Here is an 18,784-nt window from a genome sequence, read left to right as displayed (position 1 = left end):
GTCACGCCTCCTTGTCCCGGCGCGTGCTCACAGTCGCCGTCCGATGCGGGATGCGACTCGGGTGAGCCGGAACCAGTAGAAGCCGTGACCCCCGAGGGTCAGCAGATACGGCAGCTCGCCGATGGCCGGGAAACGAACCCCGCCGAACAGCTCCACCGGATGGCGCCCGGCGAACTCGCGCAGATCGAGTTCGGTGGGCTGCGCGAACCGGGCGAAGTTGTTCACGCACAGCACCAGGTCGTCCTCGTACTCCCTGAGGAACGCCAGTACCGCGGGGTTGGAGGAGGGCAGCTCGGTGTACGTGCCGAGTCCGAAGGCGGGGTTCTGCTTGCGGATCTCGATCATGCGGTGGGTCCAGTGCAGCAGCGACGACGGTGAGGACATGGAGGCCTCGACGTTGGTCACCTGGTGGCCGTAGACCGGGTCCATGATCGCCGGCAGGAAGAGGCGGCCCGGGTCGCAGGTGGAGAAGCCGGCGTTGCGGTCGGGCGTCCACTGCATGGGGGTCCGGACGGCGTCCCGGTCGCCGAGCCAGATGTTGTCGCCCATGCCGATCTCGTCGCCGTAGTAGAGGATCGGCGAGCCGGGGAGGGCCAGGAGAAGAGCGGTGAACAGTTCGATCGAGTGACGGTCGTTGTCCAGCAGGGGGGCGAGGCGCCTGCGGATGCCGATGTTGGCGCGCATGCGGGGGTCCTTGGCGTACTCGGCCCACATGTAGTCGCGCTCTTCGTCGGTGACCATCTCCAGGGTCAGCTCGTCGTGGTTGCGCAGGAAGATGCCCCACTGGCAGTTCGAGGGGATGGCCGGGGTCTTGGCCAGGATTTCCGAGACCGGGTAGCGCGACTCGCGGCGTACGGCCATGAAGATGCGCGGCATGACCGGGAAGTGGAAGGCCATGTGGCACTCGTCGCCGCCCTTCGCGAAGTCGCCGAAGTAGTCGACGACGTCCTCGGGCCACTGGTTGGCCTCGGCGAGCAGCACGGTGTCCGGGTACTGCGCGTCGATCTCCTTGCGGACGCGCTTGAGGAACGCGTGGGTGGCGGGCAGGTTCTCGCAGTTGGTGTCCTCGGCCGCGTACAGGTACGGCACCGCGTCCAGCCGGAAACCGTCGATGCCCAGGTCCAGCCAGAACTTCAGCGCGGCCAGGATCTCCTCCTGGACGCGCGGGTTCTCGTAGTTGAGGTCGGGCTGGTGCGAGAAGAAGCGGTGGAAGAAGTACTGGCCACGCACCGGGTCGAAGGTCCAGTTCGACGTCTCCGTGTCGACGAAGATGATCCGGGCGTCCGGATAGCCCTTGTCGTCGTCGGCCCACACGTAGTAGTCGCCGTAGGGCCCGTCGGGGTCCTTCCGCGACTCCTGGAACCACGCGTGCTCGTCGCTGGTGTGGTTCATGACGAAGTCGATGATCACGCGCATGCCGCGCTGGTGGGCGGCGTCGACGAACTCCACGAAGTCGGCGAGGTCGCCGAACTCCGGGAGCACGGCCGTGTAGTCGGAGACGTCGTAGCCGCCGTCGCGCAGGGGCGACTTGAAGAACGGCGGCAGCCACAGGCAGTCGACGCCGAGCCACTGGAGGTAGTCGAGCTTGGCGGTCAGGCCCTTCAGGTCGCCGACACCGTCGCCGTTGCTGTCCTGGAACGAGCGGACGAGCACCTCGTAGAAGACGGCGCGCTTGAACCACTCCGGGTCCCGGTCTCTGACGGGAGTGTCCTCGAAGGTGTCCAGCACGGGCTCGTTCACGGTCATGAGGTTCCTGCCCCTCCGATCGCTTGCGCGGCGGGCGGTGACAGGACGAGGAAGACGTGCGCGGGAGCCCGCCCCGGCTCGAGACGCACGTAGTTGTTCCTGCTCCAGTGGTAGGTCTCGCCGGTGAGCTCATCGCGCACCGGCACCGACTCGTGCCAGTCCAGGCCGAGTTGCGGCATGTCCAACGAGACCGTCGCCTCCTGGGCGTGGTACGGGTCGAGGTTGGCGACCACCAGGACGACGTCGTTTCCCGTGCGCTTGCTGTACGCGATGAGGGCGTCGTTGTCGGTGTGGTGGAAGCGGAGATTCCTGAGCCGGCGCAGTGCCGGGTGTTCCCGGCGGATGGTGTTGAGCCTGGTCAGCAGCGGGGTGATGGTGCGTCCCTCGCGCTCGGCGGCGTCCCAGTCACGGCGTGTGAGCTGGTACTTCTCCGAGTGGAGGTACTCCTCGCTGCCTTCCCTGAGCGGGGTGTTCTCGCACAGCTCGTAGCCGGAGTAGATGCCCCAGGTCGGCGAGAGCGTCGCGGCGAGGACGGCCCTGACCTCGAAGGCGGGGCGGCCGCCCTGCTGCAGGTAGGCGTGCAGGATGTCGGGGGTGTTGGCGAAGAAGTTCGGGCGCATGTAGCTGGCCGCCTCACCGGAGAGTTCCGTGAGGTAGTCGGTCAGCTCCTGCTTGGTGTTGCGCCAGGTGAAGTACGTGTAGGACTGCTGGAAGCCGATCTGGGCCAGGGTCGCCATCATCGCCGGGCGGGTGAACGCCTCGGCCAGGAAGATCACGTCCGGGTCGGTGCGGTTGATGTCCGCGATGACCCGTTCCCAGAAGACCACGGGCTTGGTGTGCGGGTTGTCCACCCGGAAGATCCGCACGCCGCTGTCCATCCAGTGCCGCAGTACGCGCACGGTTTCGGCGATGAGACCGTCCATGTCGGCGTCGAAGGCGATGGGGTAGATGTCCTGGTACTTCTTCGGCGGGTTCTCGGCGTAGGCGATGGTGCCGTCGGGGCGGTGGTGGAACCACTCGGGGTGTTTCTGCACCCAGGGGTGGTCCGGGGAGCACTGCAGCGCGAAGTCCAGCGCCACCTCGAGCCCCAGCTCGCGGGCCTGGTCGACGAACCAGGTGAAGTCCTCCAGGGTGCCCAGGGCGGGGTGGACGGCGTCGTGGCCGCCCTCGGGGGAGCCGATGGCCCAGGGCACGCCGACGTCGTCGGGGCCGGGGGAGAGGGTGTTGTTCTTCCCCTTGCGGAAGGTCGTGCCGATCGGGTGGATCGGGGGCAGGTAGACGACGTCGAAGCCCATCGCGGCGATGGCCGGCAGGCGGCGCGCGGCGGTGCGGAAGGTGCCGTGCGGCTGCTCGGAGGTGCCCTCGGAGCGGGGGAAGAACTCGTACCAGGAGCCGTACAGGGCCCGCTCCCGCTCCACCAGCAGGGGCAAGGGCTCGGAGGTGGTGACCAGGTCCCGCAGCGGATGCCGGGCCAGCACGTCGTCCACCTCCGGCGTCAACGCCCCCGCGAGCCGGGCCGAAGGAGGCAGTGAGTCGTCGCGCAACGTCTTCGCCGCGCCCAGCAGCACGCCGCGGCCGTCGTTCTTCGGCACGCCCGCCGCCGCTCGCTCGTAGAGGTCGGCGCCCTCCTCCAGGACCAGGCCCGGATCGATGCCGGCCGGCACCTTGATGCCCGCCGCCCGGCGCCAGGTGGCCACCGGATCGCTCCAGGCCTGCACCCGGTACGACCAGCGGCCGACCGCGTCTGCGGTGACCTCGGCGCCCCAGCGGTCGCTGCCGGGGGCCAGCTCCCGCATCGGCGTCCACGGCCCGGGGCGGCCCTCGGGGTCCTTGAGCACGACATTGGCGGCCACCGCGTCGTGCCCCTCCCGGAACACGGTGGCGGTGACCTCGAACGTCTCTCCCACGACCGCCTTCGCCGGCCGGTTGCCGCTCTCCACGGCCGGGCGGACATCCCGTACCGGGATACGGCCGATGGCCCGGGTCCTACTCATGGTCCTCACCTCCACCGTGCTCGGAACCGGGCCCTCAGGGCCCGGTTCAATGGGGACAGATGTGCGGGAAGGCCGTTACCTTCCCGCTGGGTACCGCCGCTCCGCCGCCGGTGGTCTTCGTCGCACCGCGGTGGCCGGACGGGGTCGTTCGTTCTGTTCCTGCCGACAGGTGACCTGCTGTTCCTGCAGATAGGTGATCTGGTTCGTGCGCAGGTACCGCTCGGCCGCGTCCGCCGCCTCCCGCGCGCAGCGCTTGCCCATCAGCACGCAGAGCGTGTAGCCGGAGTCCTCGAACGTGGTCCGCACCGTGCGGTCGTTGGGTGCCGCGAGCATCACGCGTTCCCAGGCCCGGTAACGCCGCAACTGCCGGGCGACTTCGGCTTTGGCGGGTAGCAGCATGGCGCCGATCACCTTTCGGGCTCGAGGGGCACGGTCTTTCGACGGTCGGACGGCGGCCGCACAGCGACACACAGCCGTCACGGCGATCGAGGTCTGTCACACATGGTGCACGTATGACAACACAACGTCTTGTTGGATCTTCAATCAGTGGCGCGTCCGGGTGAGTCGTTCAGGCCGTCGAGGTGCGCCCGGTCGCGGGCCCGGCCGCCTCGGCCGTGTGCTCGTGTTGCACGAACGGGCTAGCCCCCTCACCCTGAGGGTGACTCAGAAGCGATACACGCTCACGTTCCGTGCTCGGGGCTCGTCCCGCAGGACTGCGGGAGCGAGGAGGAGCTGAGCCTCGCGGTGAGGAGCCGACCGATGAAGACCGCAGTGCCCTGCTACTACCACCTCGACGTGGAAGTCAGCCCGGAACGGGTGGGACAGGTCAGCCGCATTCTGGCCGCTCACCTGAAGTTCTGGGACCTGGACAACCTGATCCAGCCCGTCTGCGGCGGTGCCGAGATGCTGCTCGAGGCCATCGACGAACACGCCACGGACAAGAACACCTCGATCGAGATGTGGTGGAACGGGCAGCACCTGATCACCGCCATCGGGGACAACGACCGTGCCCTGCGCCCCGACCAGGAACTGCGAGGCTGCCTGGAGCACCTCGCGGCGATGAGCGACGGCTGGGGCTGCTGCGCCACCGAGACCGGCAGCAAGGTCATCTGGTTCTCGCAGCGGGCCCGCGCCGGCGAACGCGTCCCGCTGGTGCCGACCGCGCCCGCCCCGCGTGTGAGCGAGGGCCTCGACGTGCCCCGCGAGGTGCGCGTCGCACAGCTGGCCGGCCCGGCCGGCTTGCCGGACGAGGTCCTGGAGGAGGCTCGGTGACCCGTCGGCAGAACCGGAAAGGGGCGTCCGCCTGGAGCGGGCGCCCCTACCCGCTGGGCGCGTCCTACGACGGGGCGGGCACCAACTTCGCCCTCTTCAGCGAGGTCGCCGAACGCGTCGAGCTGGTCCTCGTCGACGACGACGGCACCCACACCCGGGTGCCGCTGGCCGAGGTCGACGGCTTCGTGTGGCACGGCTACCTCCCCGGCGTCGGCCCGGGCACGCGCTACGGCTACCGCGTGCACGGCCCGTGGGCCCCGGCCGCCGGCCACCGCTGCAACCCGGCGAAGCTGCTCCTCGACCCGTACGCCCGCGCGGTGGACGGGCAGATCGACAACCACCCCTCGCTCCACGAGCGGAACCCGGACGGCCCCGACCCGGCCGACAGCGCCGGGCACACCATGCTCGGCGTGGTGACCGACCCGGCCTTCGACTGGGGCGACGACCGCCCGCCCAGCCGTGCCTACGCCGACACGGTGATCTACGAGACCCACGTCAAGGGCTTCACCCGCACGCACCCCGGGGTGCCCGCCGAACTCCGCGGCACCTACGCCGGACTGGCGCACCCAGCGGCCGTCGAGCACCTCACCTCGCTCGGCGTCACGGCCGTGGAGCTGATGCCGGTCCACCAGTTCGTCCAGGACGGCGTGCTCCAGGGCCGCGGCCTGGCCAACTACTGGGGCTACAACACGATCGGCTTCTTCGCCCCGCACAACGCCTACGCCGCGCACGGCACCCGCGGCCAGCAGGTCGCCGAGTTCAAGTCGATGGTGAAGACCCTGCACGCGGCCGGGCTCGAAGTGATCCTCGACGTGGTCTACAACCACACCGCCGAGGGCAACGAGAAGGGCCCCACCCTGTCCTTCCGCGGCATCGACAACTGCTCGTACTACCGCCTGGTCGACGGCGACTGGGAGCACTACTACGACACCACCGGCACCGGCAACAGCCTGCTGATGCGCCACCCCTACGTGCTTCAGCTGATCATGGACTCGCTGCGGTACTGGGTCACCGAGATGCATGTCGACGGCTTCCGCTTCGACCTCGCGGCCACGCTGGCCCGGCAGTTCCACGAGGTGGACCGGCTGTCGGCGTTCTTCGACCTCATCCAGCAGGACCCGGTGATCAGCCGCGTCAAGCTGATCGCCGAGCCGTGGGACGTCGGCGAGGGCGGCTACCAGGTGGGCAACTTCCCGCCGCTGTGGTCGGAGTGGAACGGCATGTACCGCGACGCCGTCCGTGACTTCTGGCGCGGCGAGGACCATACGCTCGGAGAGTTCGCCTCCCGGCTGACCGGCTCCTCCGACCTGTACGCGCACAGCAGGCGCCGGCCCCGCGCCAGCGTCAACTTCGTCACCGCGCACGACGGTTTCACCCTGCGCGACCTCGTGTCCTACAACGACAAGCACAACGAGGCCAACGGCGAGGACAACCAGGACGGCGAGAACACCAACCGGTCCTGGAACTGCGGCGCCGAGGGCGCCACCCGCGACCCGGCCGTACGGGAACTGCGCACCCGCCTGCAGCGCAACTTCCTCGCCACGCTGCTGCTGTCCCAGGGCATCCCGATGCTCTCCCACGGCGACGAACTCGGGCGCACCCAGCGCGGCAACAACAACGCCTACTGCCAGGACAACGAGATCTCCTGGATCGACTGGCGGCTCACCGAGGAGCAGCGCGACCTGCTGGAGTTCACCCGGTACGTCATCCGGCTGCGCACCGGGCATCCCGTGCTGCGCCGGCGCCGTTTCTTCCTGGGCGAGACCCTGACCCGCGCGGACCAGCCACTGCCCGACCTGGTGTGGCTGGCGCCCGACGCCCGGGAGATGACCGACGACGACTGGCAGCGCGGCGACGCGCACTCGGTCGGCGTCTTCCTCAACGGCGACGCCATCGCCGAACCCGACCCTCGCGGCCGGCCCGTCGTCGACGACTCCTTCCTGCTGCTGACCAACAGCCACTGGGAGCCGGTGGACTTCCGCCTGCCGGACGCCGCCTACGGCGACCGCTGGTCGGCGCTGATCGACACCGCTGACCCGGAGGGCATCCCGGACGAGGCGGAGCACAAGGCGAGCACGGGCCTCACCGTCGGGGCACGCAGCCTGGTCCTGCTGTCCCGGCCGTCCCGGAAGACGGGCTGAACAGGGTCAGCGGCCGCGGCGCGACGTGATCGTGAACTGGGCTCCGTCGTGGTCGCGCAGCACGGCCTCGTCGCCGCTCTTCGACAGCACGCTGCCGCCGTGCAGCTCCGCGGTCCGGGCGCAGGCCTCCACGTCGTCGACGGTGAAGTGGACCTGCCAGTGCGGCCGGATCGCGGGGTCCGGGGCCGCCTCCAGCGCCCCCGACTCGATCCGTGCCACCACGTCACCACGGCTGCGCAGCACGACCTCCCCGCCCTCGTAGTGCACCTCGCAGCAGCCAGGACGCTGTGTCGCCCAGTCGAGGATCTCGCCGTAGAAGATGGCCGCGTCGAAGGCGTCACGCGTGTGGAGCGTGATGAAGACCGGCTGCGCGTTGCGCCAGGTCTCCCAGTCGGTGAACAGGTCGCCCTCCCAGATCCCGAAGGTCGCCCCGTCCCGGTCCGCCAGCAGCGCCGCCCGCCCCGGCGGCAGGGAGATCGGCCCGACCGCGACCGTGCCCATGCGTTCCTGCACCCGCGCCACCGCCTCGTCCGCGCTGCGCACGGCGAAGTACGGCGTCCACGCCACCGCCATCTGCCACATGGTCGCCACCCCCGCGATCCCGGCCACCGGCGAGCCGTCCGCCAGCGCGATCCGGTGGCGGTCGCCCAGCTTGGCCGGCCGCCACTGCCAGCCCAGCACGGCACTGTAGAACTCCTCCGTCGCCTTGACGTCCCGGCTGGTCAGGCTCACCCAGCAGGGCGCGCCGACCACGGAGTGTGATGAGACGACGTCCTTCGTGCCGGAGGGGGTGGGCGTGTCGTGGTTCATGGTGTCGCGTCCTGATCTCGTCGGCCTGGCAGCCACCGGAGGATTGCACCCAGTGTCCGACCGGAACCGCTGTGGGCGCCTGCCGAGTACCCCGGCGGCGACGCGCAAACGGTGTCGTGAACCGGCCTGGTCCGCCCCGGTGGCACCGGGCGGGCCGAGTGACGACGATGGATGGGTCGGACACTGCGTCAAGGCACTCAAGCACCCTGTGAGGCCACTCGGACAGCGGCGCACCGGATCCGGAGGTGACCATGCCCACGGACGGGGGCTCGGAGCGGATCTTCGAGCTGCAGGAGGAGATCCAGCAGCTGAAGGAGGCGGTCGTCTCCCACGCCGTCGTGGACCAGGCGATCGGGATGGTCGTGGCGCTCGGCCGGGTCTCGCCCGACCAGGGGTGGGCGGTGCTGAAGGAGGTCTCCCAGCACACCAACATCAAGCTGCGCAACGTCGCGGAACTGATCCTCGTCTGGGGGCGCACCGGCATGATGCCCCAGGAGATCCGGGCCGCACTGGAAGACGCCCTCGACCGCGCCGGACCGACGCAGATCCCGGGAACACCGCCATCGCCGGAGGCGTGACCCCGGCAGCCCGAGTCGCTCACCCGGTCTCGGTCAGCAGCTCCTCACGCAGATGGGCGAAGCAGCTGCTGAGCAGCCGGGAGACGTGCATCTGCGATATGCCGAGCTGCTCGGCGATGCGGCTCTGCGTCATGCCCTTGAAGAACCGCAGGTAGAGGATGATCCGCTCGCGCTCCGGCAGCGCTTCAAGACAGGGCCTGACGGCCACCCGGTTGACCACGGTGTCGAAGGCCGGGTCCGGCCCGCCGAGCGCGTCCCCGAGGGCGTAGCCGTCCGTCCCCGGCATCTCCGCCTCCAGCGACAGTGCGGAGAAGCACTCCAGGGCCTCCATGCCGGTACGCACCTCGCCCTCGGTGAGGTGGGCGTACTCGGCGATCTCGGCGACCGTGGGGGAGCGGCCGGGGGTGGTCTGCGACAGCTCCTTGGCGGCGTGCCGCACCCGGTTGCGCAGGTCCTGGACCCGGCGGGGCACGTGCAGCGTCCACATGTGGTCACGGAAGTGGCGCTTGATCTCGCCGGTGACCGTCGGTACGGCGTAGGCCTCGAAGGCGTTGCCGCGCGCCGGGTCGTAGTGGTCGACGGCCTTGACGAGACCGAGGGCGGCCACCTGGTACAGGTCCTCCAGGGCCTCGCCCCGGCCGCGGAAACGGACGGCGATCCGCTCGGCCATGGGCAGCCAGGCCTCGACCAGCTCGTCGCGCAGGGCCTTGCGGTCGGGCCCCTCGGACAGCCGCGCCAGACGTTCGAACGCCGCGGCGGTGTCGGGGGCGTCGTCGTGGGGGTGCGTTCTGGTGCTGCCGGCGATACGCATGATGCGCACCTCCCTGAGCAGGTGCCGAAGGGACAGACACCGTGGGAAGCGCGGACTCGGACCTCACGGCAGGCACCGGGGGCCCGGGCGGCTCCCACGGACGTGCCTCCTGTCCGAAGCACTTCACAGCCCATTCCCGGGCGGGAAGATTACGAAACAATTCAGACAATACGCCCATTCGGTACCTCGGGCGTTCCGGGGTGCACCGCCGTTCCGTGTGCGTCTCTTGACCTCCCTTGGTCTCTCTTGACCTCCCTTGACTGCTCCTTGGGCCGCTTAGCTCTGCTACAGAGCTAATCTCGGCCGCATGGAGCCGGAGACCTTCCCCGAAGAGCTGGCCGACGCGCTCGTCGGGGTCCAGCGGCTGATCAGGCGGCGCCTGCGGCGGGAGATGCCCGACCCGCGGCTGCGCGGCGCCGAGGCGGAGCTACTGCGGCTGGTCGTGACACGGACCGGGATCGGCATCTCCGACGCCGCCAAGGACCTCGGCCTGGCGGCCAACTCGGTGTCGACCCTGGTCAATCAGCTGGCAGCGGCGGGCTATCTGGTCCGCGAGACCGACCCGGCCGACCGGCGGGCCGCCCTGCTGCTGCCCACGCCCGCCGCACGGACACGGCTCGACGAGTGGCGTCGACGCCGCGCCGCCCTCGTACGACGCCATGTGTCCCGTCTCGACGAGACGGACCGCCAGGCGCTGCACACGGCGATCCCGGCCCTGCGCAAGCTGGCCGACACCCTGCACGAGGAGGCCGAGGAGTCATGACCCGGGACACCGCCCCACCCGAGGCCGACGCCGTCACCTGCACCGGGCTCGCCTACGCCTTCGGCCACACCAACGCCGTGGACGGGCTCGACCTCACGGTCCGGCAGGGCGAGGTCTTCGGGCTGCTCGGCCCCAACGGCGCCGGCAAGACCACGGCCATCCGCTGCATCACCACCCTGCTGCCGGTGCCCGCCGGCATGGTCCGCGTCTTCGGCCACGACACCGCCGGAGACCGCATGGCCGTGCGCCGCATGCTCGGCTACGTACCGCAGCAACTGTCCGCGGACGCCGGTCTCACCGGGCGGGAGAACGTCGCCCTGTTCGCCCGCGTCTTCGACGTGCCGCGCCGGGAACGCGCCGAACGCGTGGGCCAGGCGCTGACGGCGGTCGGCCTCGCCGACGCCGCCGACCGGCTGGTCGGCACGTACTCCGGCGGCATGGTCCGCCGGCTCGAACTCGCCCAAGCCCTGGTCAGCGCCCCGCGCCTGCTGATCCTCGACGAGCCCACGATCGGCCTCGACCCGATCGCCCGCACCGGCGTGTGGGAGCACATCGGCGCCGTCCGCGCCGCCACCGGCATGACCGTGCTGGTGACCACCCACTACATGGACGAGGCCGACCAGTACTGCGACCGGGTCGCCCTGATGCACCGCGGCCGGATCCGGGCCCTCGGCACCCCGGCCGAGCTCAGGGAAGGGCTCGGCGCCCGCCGCCGCGCCGCGGGCACGGTCCCGGACGCGCTGCCCACGCTGGAGGACGTCTTCCGTGACGTGGCAGGCAGCGGTCTCGACGACGAGGCAGGAGATTTCCGCGATGTCCGAAGCACCCGCCGCACCGCCCGCCGCGTCGGCTGACCCCGTCCGTGACGACGCCATCGCACTGCTGCTGAAGCCTCCACGGCCCCGCTCGGGCCGGCTGCTGCTGCCCGCCCGCGTCGGCGCGATGTGCGCGGTCGAACTGCAGAAGCTGCGCCACGACCGCACCGAGCTGTACACCCGCGCGGTCCAGCCCGCCCTCTGGCTGCTGATCTTCGGTCAGACCTTCACCCGGATCAGGGCGATCCCCACCGGCGGCATCCCCTACGTCGACTACCTGGCGCCCGGCATCATCGCCCAGTCCGCGATGTTCATCGCCATCTTCTACGGCATCCAGATCATCTGGGAGCGCGACGCCGGAATCCTCAACAAGCTCCTCGTCACCCCGACTCCGCGATCGGCGCTGATCACCGGCAAGGCCTTCGCGGCGGGCGTGAAGTCGCTGGTCCAGGCGGTCGTCGTGCTCCTCATCGCGGCCCTGCTCGGCGTGGCGCTGACCTGGAACCCGCTCAAGCTGCTCGCGGTCGCGGCGATCGTCGTCCTCGGCTCGGCCTTCTTCTCCTGCCTGTCGATGACCATCGCCGGCATCGTCCTGAACCGCGACCGCCTCATGGGCTTCGGGCAGGCGATCACCATGCCGCTGTTCTTCGGCTCCAACGCCCTGTACCCGGTGTCCGTGATGCCGGGCTGGCTCCAGGCCGTCAGCAAGGCCAACCCGCTCAGCTATGAGGTGGACGCCCTGCGCGGACTCCTCCTCGGCACACCCCACCATCTGGCGGCCGATTTCGCGGTGCTGCTCGTGGCCGCCGCGCTCGGCGTCACCGCGGCCTCGGCCCTGCTCGGTCGGCTGGCCCGTTGATCTTCACTCGGGAAAGTGATGTGCGGCACGCCTCGGCAACCGCTTTCTCCGACTGTTTCCGGATAGCCGCTGGGCACGGCTTGATCGCCGATCAAATGGGGTGAACTGCCTGGCCACAGCGCATTCTGCTCATTTGACAGTGCGCTGAGACCACAGATAGGAAGCAGCTTCCAGAGGTCGAGAGGGGCACCGTGTACGAGCCGAACGTGGTCGGGGACTGGCAGGAGTACGACGAGCATGCCGGTCTGCGGGTCCGCGTCCACCGTCTGGAACCGGCCGAGCCGCCCCGCGGCCGCGACGACGCCGCCGACGGGCTGACGTACTTCTGTCTCCGCGTGACGGTCGAGAACCGCGGCCGTCGGCACCTCGGCGTCCACCTTGAGGACGGCCAGATCGACGTACGGATCGGCCCGGAGGGGGAGAGTGCCTTCCTCGACTGGCGCAACTCGCAGTTCATCGAGGGCTTCGACGTCTATCCGCTGCGCCGGGCCACCGCCGTGCTGTACGCGGCCGGCACCGAGGCGTCCCTGAGCCTCGTGGACGTCCAGGTCCAGCTGCGCGTCGAGGAGGAGTGGACGGACCGCCGGCTGTGGTCGGGCGGCATCGGCGTGCACGAGGGCCCCGCGGGGACCCAGCAGGGCGCGGTGCGGGACAGTCTCGCCCACCAGGTGAGCGTCTTCCTGCGGGACCAGGCGGAGGAAGGCACCGCCTGATCCGGCGTCAGGGCATCCGGCCGGTCAGTGCGGGATGCCGTCGATGATCTCGCGTGCGCCCTGACGCAGCAGGGCCACGGCGACCGAGGTGCCGAGCGTGGCCGGGTCGAGCCGGCCCGCCCACTCGTGGGCGTTCAGCCGCGTCTTGCCGTCCGGGGTGAACACACAGGCCCGCAGGGACAGTTCACCACTGCGGTCCACCCGCGCGAACCCGGCGATCGGGCTGTTGCAGTGCCCCTGCAGTACGTGCAGGAACATGCGCTCGGCGGCCGTCTCCCGGTAGGTGTCCGGGTCGCCGAGACCGCTCACCGCGTCGATGAGGTCGGCGTCGCCCTCGCGGCACTGGAGCGCCAGCACGCCCGCGCCGATGGGCGGCATCATCGCCTCGGTGGACAGGATCTCGCTGATCACGTCCTCGCGGCCGATGCGCTCCAGGCCGGACACCGCGAGCAGCAGCGCGTCGGCCTCTCCGGCGGCGAGCTTCGCCAGGCGCCGGTTGGCGTTGCCGCGGAACGGCACGCACTCCAGGTGCGGATGCGTGGCGGCCAGTTGGGCGACCCGGCGCACCGAGGAGGTGCCGATCCGCGTCCCGGCCGGCAGCTCGTCGAGGGTGAGCCCGCCGGGATGGATCAGGGCGTCCCGGATGTCGTCCCGCTTGAGGAACGCGGCGAACACCGTGCCCGCGGGGAGCGGCCGGTCGGCGGGCACGTCCTTCACGCAGTGCACGGCGAGATCGGCCTCCCCGGCCAGCAGCGCCGCGTCGACCTCCTTCGTGAACGCGCCCTTGCCCTCGACCTGGGACAGATCGCCCATCCACTTGTCACCGGTGGTCTTCACCGGCACGACCTCGGTGCGCACTCCGGGGTGGGCGGCGGCCAACTCGGCCCGGACACGCTCCACTTGGGCGAGCGCCATGGGCGAGTCGCGGGAGACGATACGGATCAGTTCGGGGACGGACATGCGGACACGATAGACCCTCGCACGGGTGAGTCCGTGCCGTACCTCCCCCGACCACCCGGCACCGTGCGTCAGTTCGGGACGAGCGGCTCGCTCAGTTCGACCGCGCGCAGGGCCGCGGCGAGAGCCCGCTCGTCGCCGACGTCGAGGGCGGTGTCGGTGAGCTTGATGACGTGTTCGTCGCCATGGGCGAGGGCCGTCTCCAGCACCTCCTCCGCCGTGCGGTCCGGTGCGGGGACGGCGGCGACGGGCTCGGCGGGGGCGTACATGGCGGTGACCGCGGCCGACGCCGTCCACGCCGCGTGCAGGCTCGGCGCCCACAGCTCACGCGGGAGGGAGGCGAGGGTGCGCAGTACGGCGTTGGGCGCCGTCGCCGCGTGCACCAGCATGGTCGCCTCGCCGTGCCCGTGGGTGGCGTACCGGTGGGTCGCGGCCCGGACCAGTTCGGTCAGGCGGGCCCGGGCCGTGTCCGGATCGGTCACGTCGCCCGCCCACAGCGGCAGTCGCCGTACGGCCGTCAGCCGGTCGGTGAATCCGCCCCGGGGGTCGTCGATCGGCGGCACGGCGTCCAGGGACCGCGCCGCGTCCGGTGCTCCGGGCAGCGATGCGATGCCGGAGACGGGGCGGTGCCGGGCCGCCCAGTAGCCCAGGCCGTGCGCGAGTTCGGCGAGCCGCGGCGCGTTCTCCCCGGCCTCCAGGGCGCGTACGGCATGCCCGACGCGGATCACGGGATGAGTGGAACCGCCGTACATCCCGGGCAGCAGCCGGGGCCACCACTCGGCGAGGACGTCCCGCCACGGCCGCTCGGTGAGTGCCCGGGTGAAGTGGGCGATCCAGTCGGCGGCCCGGCGCGGATCACCCAGGGCCTCCCGCCAGTCGGCGTCGGTCACGGGCGCAAAGGGCGCGGGGAAGTCCTCCAGCTTGTGCCGGTACAGATCCAGCCACCGGTGCGCGGCGCCCGACCGGCCGTGCGCGGTGAGCGCCTCCACGACCATGGGGGCGTGGTTGGTGAGCCTGCCGAGCCGCTCCGGGCCCGAGGCGTGGAGCCGTTCGAGGGCTTCTTCGAGGGTCCCGGTCGTGTCGTGGGTGTCCATGGCGGGACGCTATGCGGCCGCCCGGCGCCCGCGGATCGGACGCCGGGCGGAAGCCGCACCGGCCGAGGGGCCTAGGCCTCTCGGCCGGTGCCCGGCGGGATCAGGCGTAGGGATCGAACGCTATGCCGGACGGCTTGGCCGAGGCGAGGTGGTTGGCGAAGTTGGCGTCCTTCAGGCCGAAGTTGGCGCTGCCGAAGTTGTAGGACGTGAGCTTGTCGCGCACCCCGGCCGGGTAGCCGTTCCAGCCGACCAGCGGCGGGTACTGCCAGGTGCCCTTGTGGTTCTCCGGCGGCTCGTCGCCCGAGTTCGCGAGGCGGAAGCAGTGCGTGCTGACGCCGTCCTTGTGGTAGACGATCTTCGCGTGCGTGCCGTCGAAGCGGACCGCGGACGCCGCGTGCACGTCGAACGAGCCGTGGGCGGACGTCGACACGTACTTGACCTGGTTGTCCTGCACGAACACCGCGACGTGCTCGAAGTCGTGCCGGTGGCCGCCGATACCGCTGCCGGCGACGGCCTGGTCCTTCTCGAAGTAGAGGGCGTACAGGATGGCGCACCAGCCGTTGTTGCACTTGGAGCGCGAGTAGCCGTTGGTGTTGTCCAGGTCCGAGGCGTCGCGGCAGTCGCCGTTGAGGGCGCCGGTCGGGTTGAGCCCGCCGTTGACCGTGCCGTCCGAGCCGATCGCGGGCGTGGAGTAGCAGCCGTCGGTGTCGTAGTCGTAGGCGGGCTGGTACGTCTGCTCCAGCGACTCCGCGTTAGCGGGCAGCGCCCTCGGCGGCGCGGCGAAGGCCGTGGCGGGGGAGGCGAGGACGAGGGCGGCCGCACCGGCCAGACCGGTGAACCATCTCCTGCGGTGTGCGAACGGGCGTGACGACACTGCGTCCTCCTCATGTCCGGGCGCAGCCCAACGGCTGTGGGGGAAAGGGAGGTTCAGCTTCCACGGTGAACGCGTTCATGCCAAGAGGCGTGGGGATCACAGGAGTGAATCACTGCCCAACAACCGGCGTCCGGGTGCCGCTTCAGACCAAGTCGTCCGGGATGTCGGCCGCCGCCTCCCCGGGCGCGAGGTCCGGCCGGAGCCGCAGCCAGGACGGCTGCCGCAACAGGCCCTCCCGGGTGCGGGTGCTGTAGCGGACCTCGCCGACCAGCCGGGGGACGACCCAGTGCGCGCCCGGAGCGCGCGGGGCCGGGTCGAAGGGGCAGACGTCGCTCGCGGCGGCCCGCAGCAGCCCGGCGAGTTCGGTCCGTTCGGCCTCGCTCCAGCCGGTGCCCACGCTCCCGACGTAACGCAGCCGCCCCGCGGCACGCTGCCCGACCAGCACCGCCCCCGGCAGTCCGGTGAGCCGCCCCTTGCCGGGCTGCCAGCCGCCGACCAGGACGTCCTCGGTGCGCATGTTGCGGATCTTGATCCAGGCCCGCGAGCGGACCCCCGGTTCGTACACCGAGTCCAGCCGTTTGCAGACCAGGCCCTCCAGGCCGTGCGCGCGGGTGGCGTCCAAGGCCTCGGCGCCGTGGCCGACCAGCGCGGCCGGGGTCGACCAGGAGGGCCCGGCGAGCCCGAGGTCCTCCAGTGCCGAGCGGCGTCGCGCGTAGGGGAGCCGGATCAGCGCCTGGCTCTCCAGGTGCATCAGATCGAAGAGCACGAGGTGGACCGGTACCTCCGCGGCCCGCCGTGCCGCCCTGGCGGGAGCGTGGGCCAGGCCCATGCGGGACTGGAGCAACTGGAAGTTCGCACGGCCCTGTTCGTCGAGGGCCAGGATCTCCCCGTCCAGTACGGCGGGCGTGGGCCCGAGCGCGGTGCCCAGCGGCCTCAGTTCGGGGTACGCGGCTGTGATGTCCTCCCCGGACCGGGCCCGCAGCAGCACGCTGCCGTCCCCGGGGAGATAGGCCACCACGCGCTGGCCGTCCTGCTTGGTCTCGTACGCCCAGCGCGCGTCCTGCGCGGCGGGCGGCAGGGTGCCGGGCGTGGCGAGCATGGGCGGGATCAGCGGCAGGTCCACGGGTTGAGGTGTGGACGTACCGGGGTGCGGTCACGCGCGTTTTCCGCGTCTTTCGCCTGAACGGCGTCGATGCCTGGAGTCCGGTGGCCGGTATTGCTTGAGTTAGGCAAGTAGGGCGGTAGGGTGGCCGTATGGCTACCTCGTCGCCGTACGGCACTCTCCGTGAGACGTCGACGCTCGCGCGCGGGGACGGGCAGCACGTGCTGGTCGTCGCGCGGGAGCCGGAGCTCGCGGAACTGCTGTCCACCACCCTGGAGTTGGCGGGATACCGGATCAGTCTGGCCGACTCCGGGGCGGAGGCCCTGGCACGGGTCGAGCGGCAGCGGTTCGATCTGGCCGTCCTCGACGGGGAGATGCCCGACATGACGGAGCTGGGCCGGCGGCGCCCCGCCGCGCTCCTCCACCGCCCGCCGGTCCTGCTGCTGACAGTGTGCGACTCCCTCCCCGGCCTGCTGCCCGAACTCGGCCCGGGGGAGACGGACTACGTCACCAAGCCCTTCCGCGTGGCCGAAGTCCTGGCCCGTATCCACGTCTTACTGCGTGCCTCGGTCCCCGACCCGGGCCGCGCCGAGGGACTGGGCTACGGAGATCTGGTCCTGGACGACGCCCGGTGCCGGGCGCGCCGCGGGGCGCGAGCGCTCGACCTGACCCCGGCGGAGTACCGCCTCCTGCGCCACCTCCTGGTCAACGCGCACCGGGTGCTCTCCAAGGAGCAGATCGGCAGAATCGTCTGGGGCGACCCGCGCGGCGGCAACGCGATCGAGCAGCTCGTCTCCCGGCTGCGCCGCAAGGTCGACCGGGAGGCACCGGCGCTGATCCACACCCGCCGCGGCTTCGGCTACTGGCTTGGGCGCGCCGATCTCGAACCCTGACGCCCTGTGAGCCGGGTCACGTCAGCTCTCTGTCAGGGGACTGACGGGAGGGCGTCAGCCCCCTCTGTTTGCATGGGCTCACCGAGGCCTCGACAACGCACTCCGCGCCCACCCCGACCGAGGAGAAGCATGGCCGATACTCTCGCCGGCACGGCAGCGGTCCCCGAGTACCCCATGGCCCGAGCCGCCGGCTGCCCCTTCGACCCGCCCCCGGACCTCACCGCGCAGCAGGGCGAGGGCCGGCTCGTCAAGGTCCGCTTGTGGGACGGCAGTACGCCCTGGCTCGTGACCCGGTACGAGGATCAGCGCGCCCTCCTCCTCGACCCCCGGGTCAGCGCCGACATCACCCGGCCCGGATACCCGCTCCAGGTCGCCGCCGGCGGCGGTGAGAACAACGCCAGCTTCATCCTCATGGACGACCCGGAACACGCCCGGCTGCGCCGGATGGTGACCGCGCCGTTCGCGATCAAACGCGTGGAGGCCATGCGGCCCGGCGTGCAGAAGATCGTGGACGATCTGATCGACGACATGCTCGCCAAGTCCGGCCCGGTCGACCTGGTGGAGGCGTTCGCGCTGCCGGTGCCCTCGCTGGTGATCTGCCAGATGCTCGGGGTGCCGTACGAGGACCACGACTTCTTTCAGGAGAACAGCCGGCTCCTCATCAAGCGGGACGCGGCCATGGAGGACCGGATGACCGCCCACGGGCGGCTCATCGCCTACCTCGACGAGCTGATGGGCGAGAAGATGGCCCGCCCCGCGGACGACCTGCTCTCCGGGCTCGTCGAGCGGGTCAGGTCAGGGGAACTGTCCCGGAGTGAATCGGCCCGCATGGGCGTGCTCCTGCTCATCGCCGGGCACGAGACCACCGCCAACATGATCGCGCTCGGCACTCTGGCCCTGCTCGAACACCCGGAGCAGCTCGCGCTGCTGCGCGACACCGACGACCCCAAGCGGGTCGCCGCCGCGGTCGAGGAACTGCTGCGCTATCTGACCATCGTGCACAACGGCCGCCGTCGCGCGGCCCTCGAGGACATCGAGATCGGCGGGCAGACCATCCAGGCGGGCGAGGGCATGGTCATGCCCAACGACCTCGCCAACCGTGACCCCGCCGCCTTCGCCGACCCGGACCGGCTGGACCTGCGCCGCGACGCCCGCCGGCACATCGCGTTCGGCTTCGGCGTGCACCAGTGCCTGGGCCAGCCGCTGGCCCGGATGGAACTCCAGGTCGTCTACAGCACCCTGTACCGCCGCATCCCCACCCTGAAGCTCGCCGCCCCGGTGGAGAGCCTGCCGTTCAAGCACGACGGATCGGTCTACGGCGTCTACGAACTGCCCGTCACCTGGTGACGCGCCAAACCGGAG

Annotated in this window: 18 protein-coding genes; 9 read left to right on the top strand and 9 right to left on the bottom strand. The window is 70.9% G+C overall.

Annotated elements, in window-relative coordinates; genetic code table 11:
- Positions 1-27: 27 nt before the first annotated feature.
- The 3 genes from treS to OHU35_RS01265 form a co-directional block, all read right to left on the bottom strand.
- On the bottom strand, positions 28-1,746 hold the full coding sequence (treS, locus tag OHU35_RS01275) for a maltose alpha-D-glucosyltransferase (protein WP_359894406.1): 1,719 nt from the start codon (positions 1,744-1,746) through the stop codon (positions 28-30).
- Positions 1,743-3,740 carry an alpha-1,4-glucan--maltose-1-phosphate maltosyltransferase gene (locus OHU35_RS01270; protein ID WP_405504231.1) on the bottom strand — a complete coding sequence of 666 codons (1,998 nt, stop codon included), beginning with the start codon at positions 3,738-3,740 and terminating at the stop codon, positions 1,743-1,745. Before OHU35_RS01270 ends, treS begins: the two co-directional genes overlap by 4 nt.
- 75 nt (positions 3,741-3,815) lie before the next feature.
- Complete coding sequence (locus tag OHU35_RS01265) at positions 3,816-4,139, bottom strand: DUF5133 domain-containing protein (protein ID WP_189729889.1); 324 nt, start codon at positions 4,137-4,139, stop codon at positions 3,816-3,818.
- Positions 4,140-4,499: 360 nt separating this feature from the next.
- On the opposite strand from OHU35_RS01265, the gene OHU35_RS01260 reads away from it, so the two are divergent.
- Positions 4,500-5,012 (top strand): pep a2, encoded by a 513-nt coding sequence (locus tag OHU35_RS01260; RefSeq protein ID WP_189729887.1) that lies wholly within the window; start codon positions 4,500-4,502, stop codon positions 5,010-5,012.
- Positions 5,009-7,153: a glycogen debranching protein GlgX gene (gene glgX, locus OHU35_RS01255; protein ID WP_189729885.1), complete on the top strand. Its 2,145-nt coding sequence runs from the start codon at positions 5,009-5,011 to the stop codon at positions 7,151-7,153. The genes OHU35_RS01260 and glgX overlap by 4 nt, the downstream gene beginning before the upstream one ends.
- A gap of 6 nt (positions 7,154-7,159) precedes the next feature.
- Here glgX and OHU35_RS01250 read toward each other — a convergent pair whose 3' ends face one another.
- A complete protein-coding gene (locus OHU35_RS01250) occupies positions 7,160-7,963 on the bottom strand; it encodes a VOC family protein (RefSeq protein WP_405504228.1) in 804 nt (267 codons plus the stop codon).
- Between the two features lie 251 nt (positions 7,964-8,214).
- Between OHU35_RS01250 and OHU35_RS01245 the strand changes: the two genes are divergently transcribed.
- Positions 8,215-8,541: an ANTAR domain-containing protein gene (locus tag OHU35_RS01245; RefSeq protein ID WP_189729881.1), complete on the top strand. Its 327-nt coding sequence runs from the start codon at positions 8,215-8,217 to the stop codon at positions 8,539-8,541.
- A 19-nt stretch (positions 8,542-8,560) separates the two neighbouring features.
- Here OHU35_RS01245 and OHU35_RS01240 read toward each other — a convergent pair whose 3' ends face one another.
- A complete protein-coding gene (locus OHU35_RS01240) occupies positions 8,561-9,352 on the bottom strand; it encodes an RNA polymerase sigma factor SigF (protein WP_189729879.1) in 792 nt (263 codons plus the stop codon).
- 307 nt (positions 9,353-9,659) lie between these two features.
- On the opposite strand from OHU35_RS01240, the gene OHU35_RS01235 reads away from it, so the two are divergent.
- The 4 genes from OHU35_RS01235 to OHU35_RS01220 all read left to right on the top strand — a co-directional run bounded on the left by OHU35_RS01235 (position 9,660) and on the right by OHU35_RS01220 (position 12,502).
- Positions 9,660-10,115: a MarR family winged helix-turn-helix transcriptional regulator gene (locus tag OHU35_RS01235; protein WP_405504226.1), complete on the top strand. Its 456-nt coding sequence runs from the start codon at positions 9,660-9,662 to the stop codon at positions 10,113-10,115.
- Positions 10,112-10,969 carry an ABC transporter ATP-binding protein gene (locus tag OHU35_RS01230; RefSeq protein ID WP_405504224.1) on the top strand — a complete coding sequence of 286 codons (858 nt, stop codon included), beginning with the start codon at positions 10,112-10,114 and terminating at the stop codon, positions 10,967-10,969. The genes OHU35_RS01235 and OHU35_RS01230 overlap by 4 nt, the downstream gene beginning before the upstream one ends.
- Positions 10,929-11,789, top strand: coding sequence for an ABC transporter permease (locus OHU35_RS01225; RefSeq protein WP_405504222.1), 861 nt, complete (start codon positions 10,929-10,931; stop codon positions 11,787-11,789). The genes OHU35_RS01230 and OHU35_RS01225 overlap by 41 nt, the downstream gene beginning before the upstream one ends.
- Before the next feature lie 191 nt (positions 11,790-11,980).
- Positions 11,981-12,502 (top strand): hypothetical protein, encoded by a 522-nt coding sequence (locus OHU35_RS01220; RefSeq protein ID WP_189729872.1) that lies wholly within the window; start codon positions 11,981-11,983, stop codon positions 12,500-12,502.
- A 24-nt stretch (positions 12,503-12,526) separates the two neighbouring features.
- Here OHU35_RS01220 and hemC read toward each other — a convergent pair whose 3' ends face one another.
- From hemC to ligD, 4 genes are all read right to left on the bottom strand, one after another.
- A complete protein-coding gene (gene hemC / locus OHU35_RS01215; protein WP_189729870.1) occupies positions 12,527-13,462 on the bottom strand; it encodes a hydroxymethylbilane synthase in 936 nt (311 codons plus the stop codon).
- Between the two features lie 68 nt (positions 13,463-13,530).
- Entirely contained in the window at positions 13,531-14,553 is a 1,023-nt protein-coding gene (locus tag OHU35_RS01210; RefSeq protein WP_405504219.1) for a questin oxidase family protein, read from the bottom strand.
- A gap of 100 nt (positions 14,554-14,653) precedes the next feature.
- A complete protein-coding gene (locus OHU35_RS01205; protein ID WP_189729866.1) occupies positions 14,654-15,427 on the bottom strand; it encodes an NPP1 family protein in 774 nt (257 codons plus the stop codon).
- A 142-nt stretch (positions 15,428-15,569) separates the two neighbouring features.
- Complete coding sequence (gene ligD / locus OHU35_RS01200; RefSeq protein ID WP_359896274.1) at positions 15,570-16,550, bottom strand: non-homologous end-joining DNA ligase; 981 nt, start codon at positions 16,548-16,550, stop codon at positions 15,570-15,572.
- Between the two features lie 131 nt (positions 16,551-16,681).
- Between ligD and OHU35_RS01195 the strand changes: the two genes are divergently transcribed.
- Complete coding sequence (locus tag OHU35_RS01195) at positions 16,682-17,422, top strand: response regulator transcription factor (RefSeq protein ID WP_189729862.1); 741 nt, start codon at positions 16,682-16,684, stop codon at positions 17,420-17,422.
- A 129-nt stretch (positions 17,423-17,551) separates the two neighbouring features.
- The gene (locus OHU35_RS01190; RefSeq protein WP_405504217.1) at positions 17,552-18,769 is read left to right on the top strand and encodes a cytochrome P450; all 1,218 of its coding nucleotides are present in this window, start codon (positions 17,552-17,554) and stop codon (positions 18,767-18,769) included.
- The last annotated feature ends 15 nt before the right edge of the window (positions 18,770-18,784 follow it).

The organism is Streptomyces purpurascens, from assembly GCF_045040895.1.
GTDB lineage: Bacteria > Actinomycetota > Actinomycetes > Streptomycetales > Streptomycetaceae > Streptomyces > Streptomyces purpurascens.
Note: the sequence above shows the minus strand (reverse complement) of the source record. Positions and strands in the feature narration are given on the sequence as shown.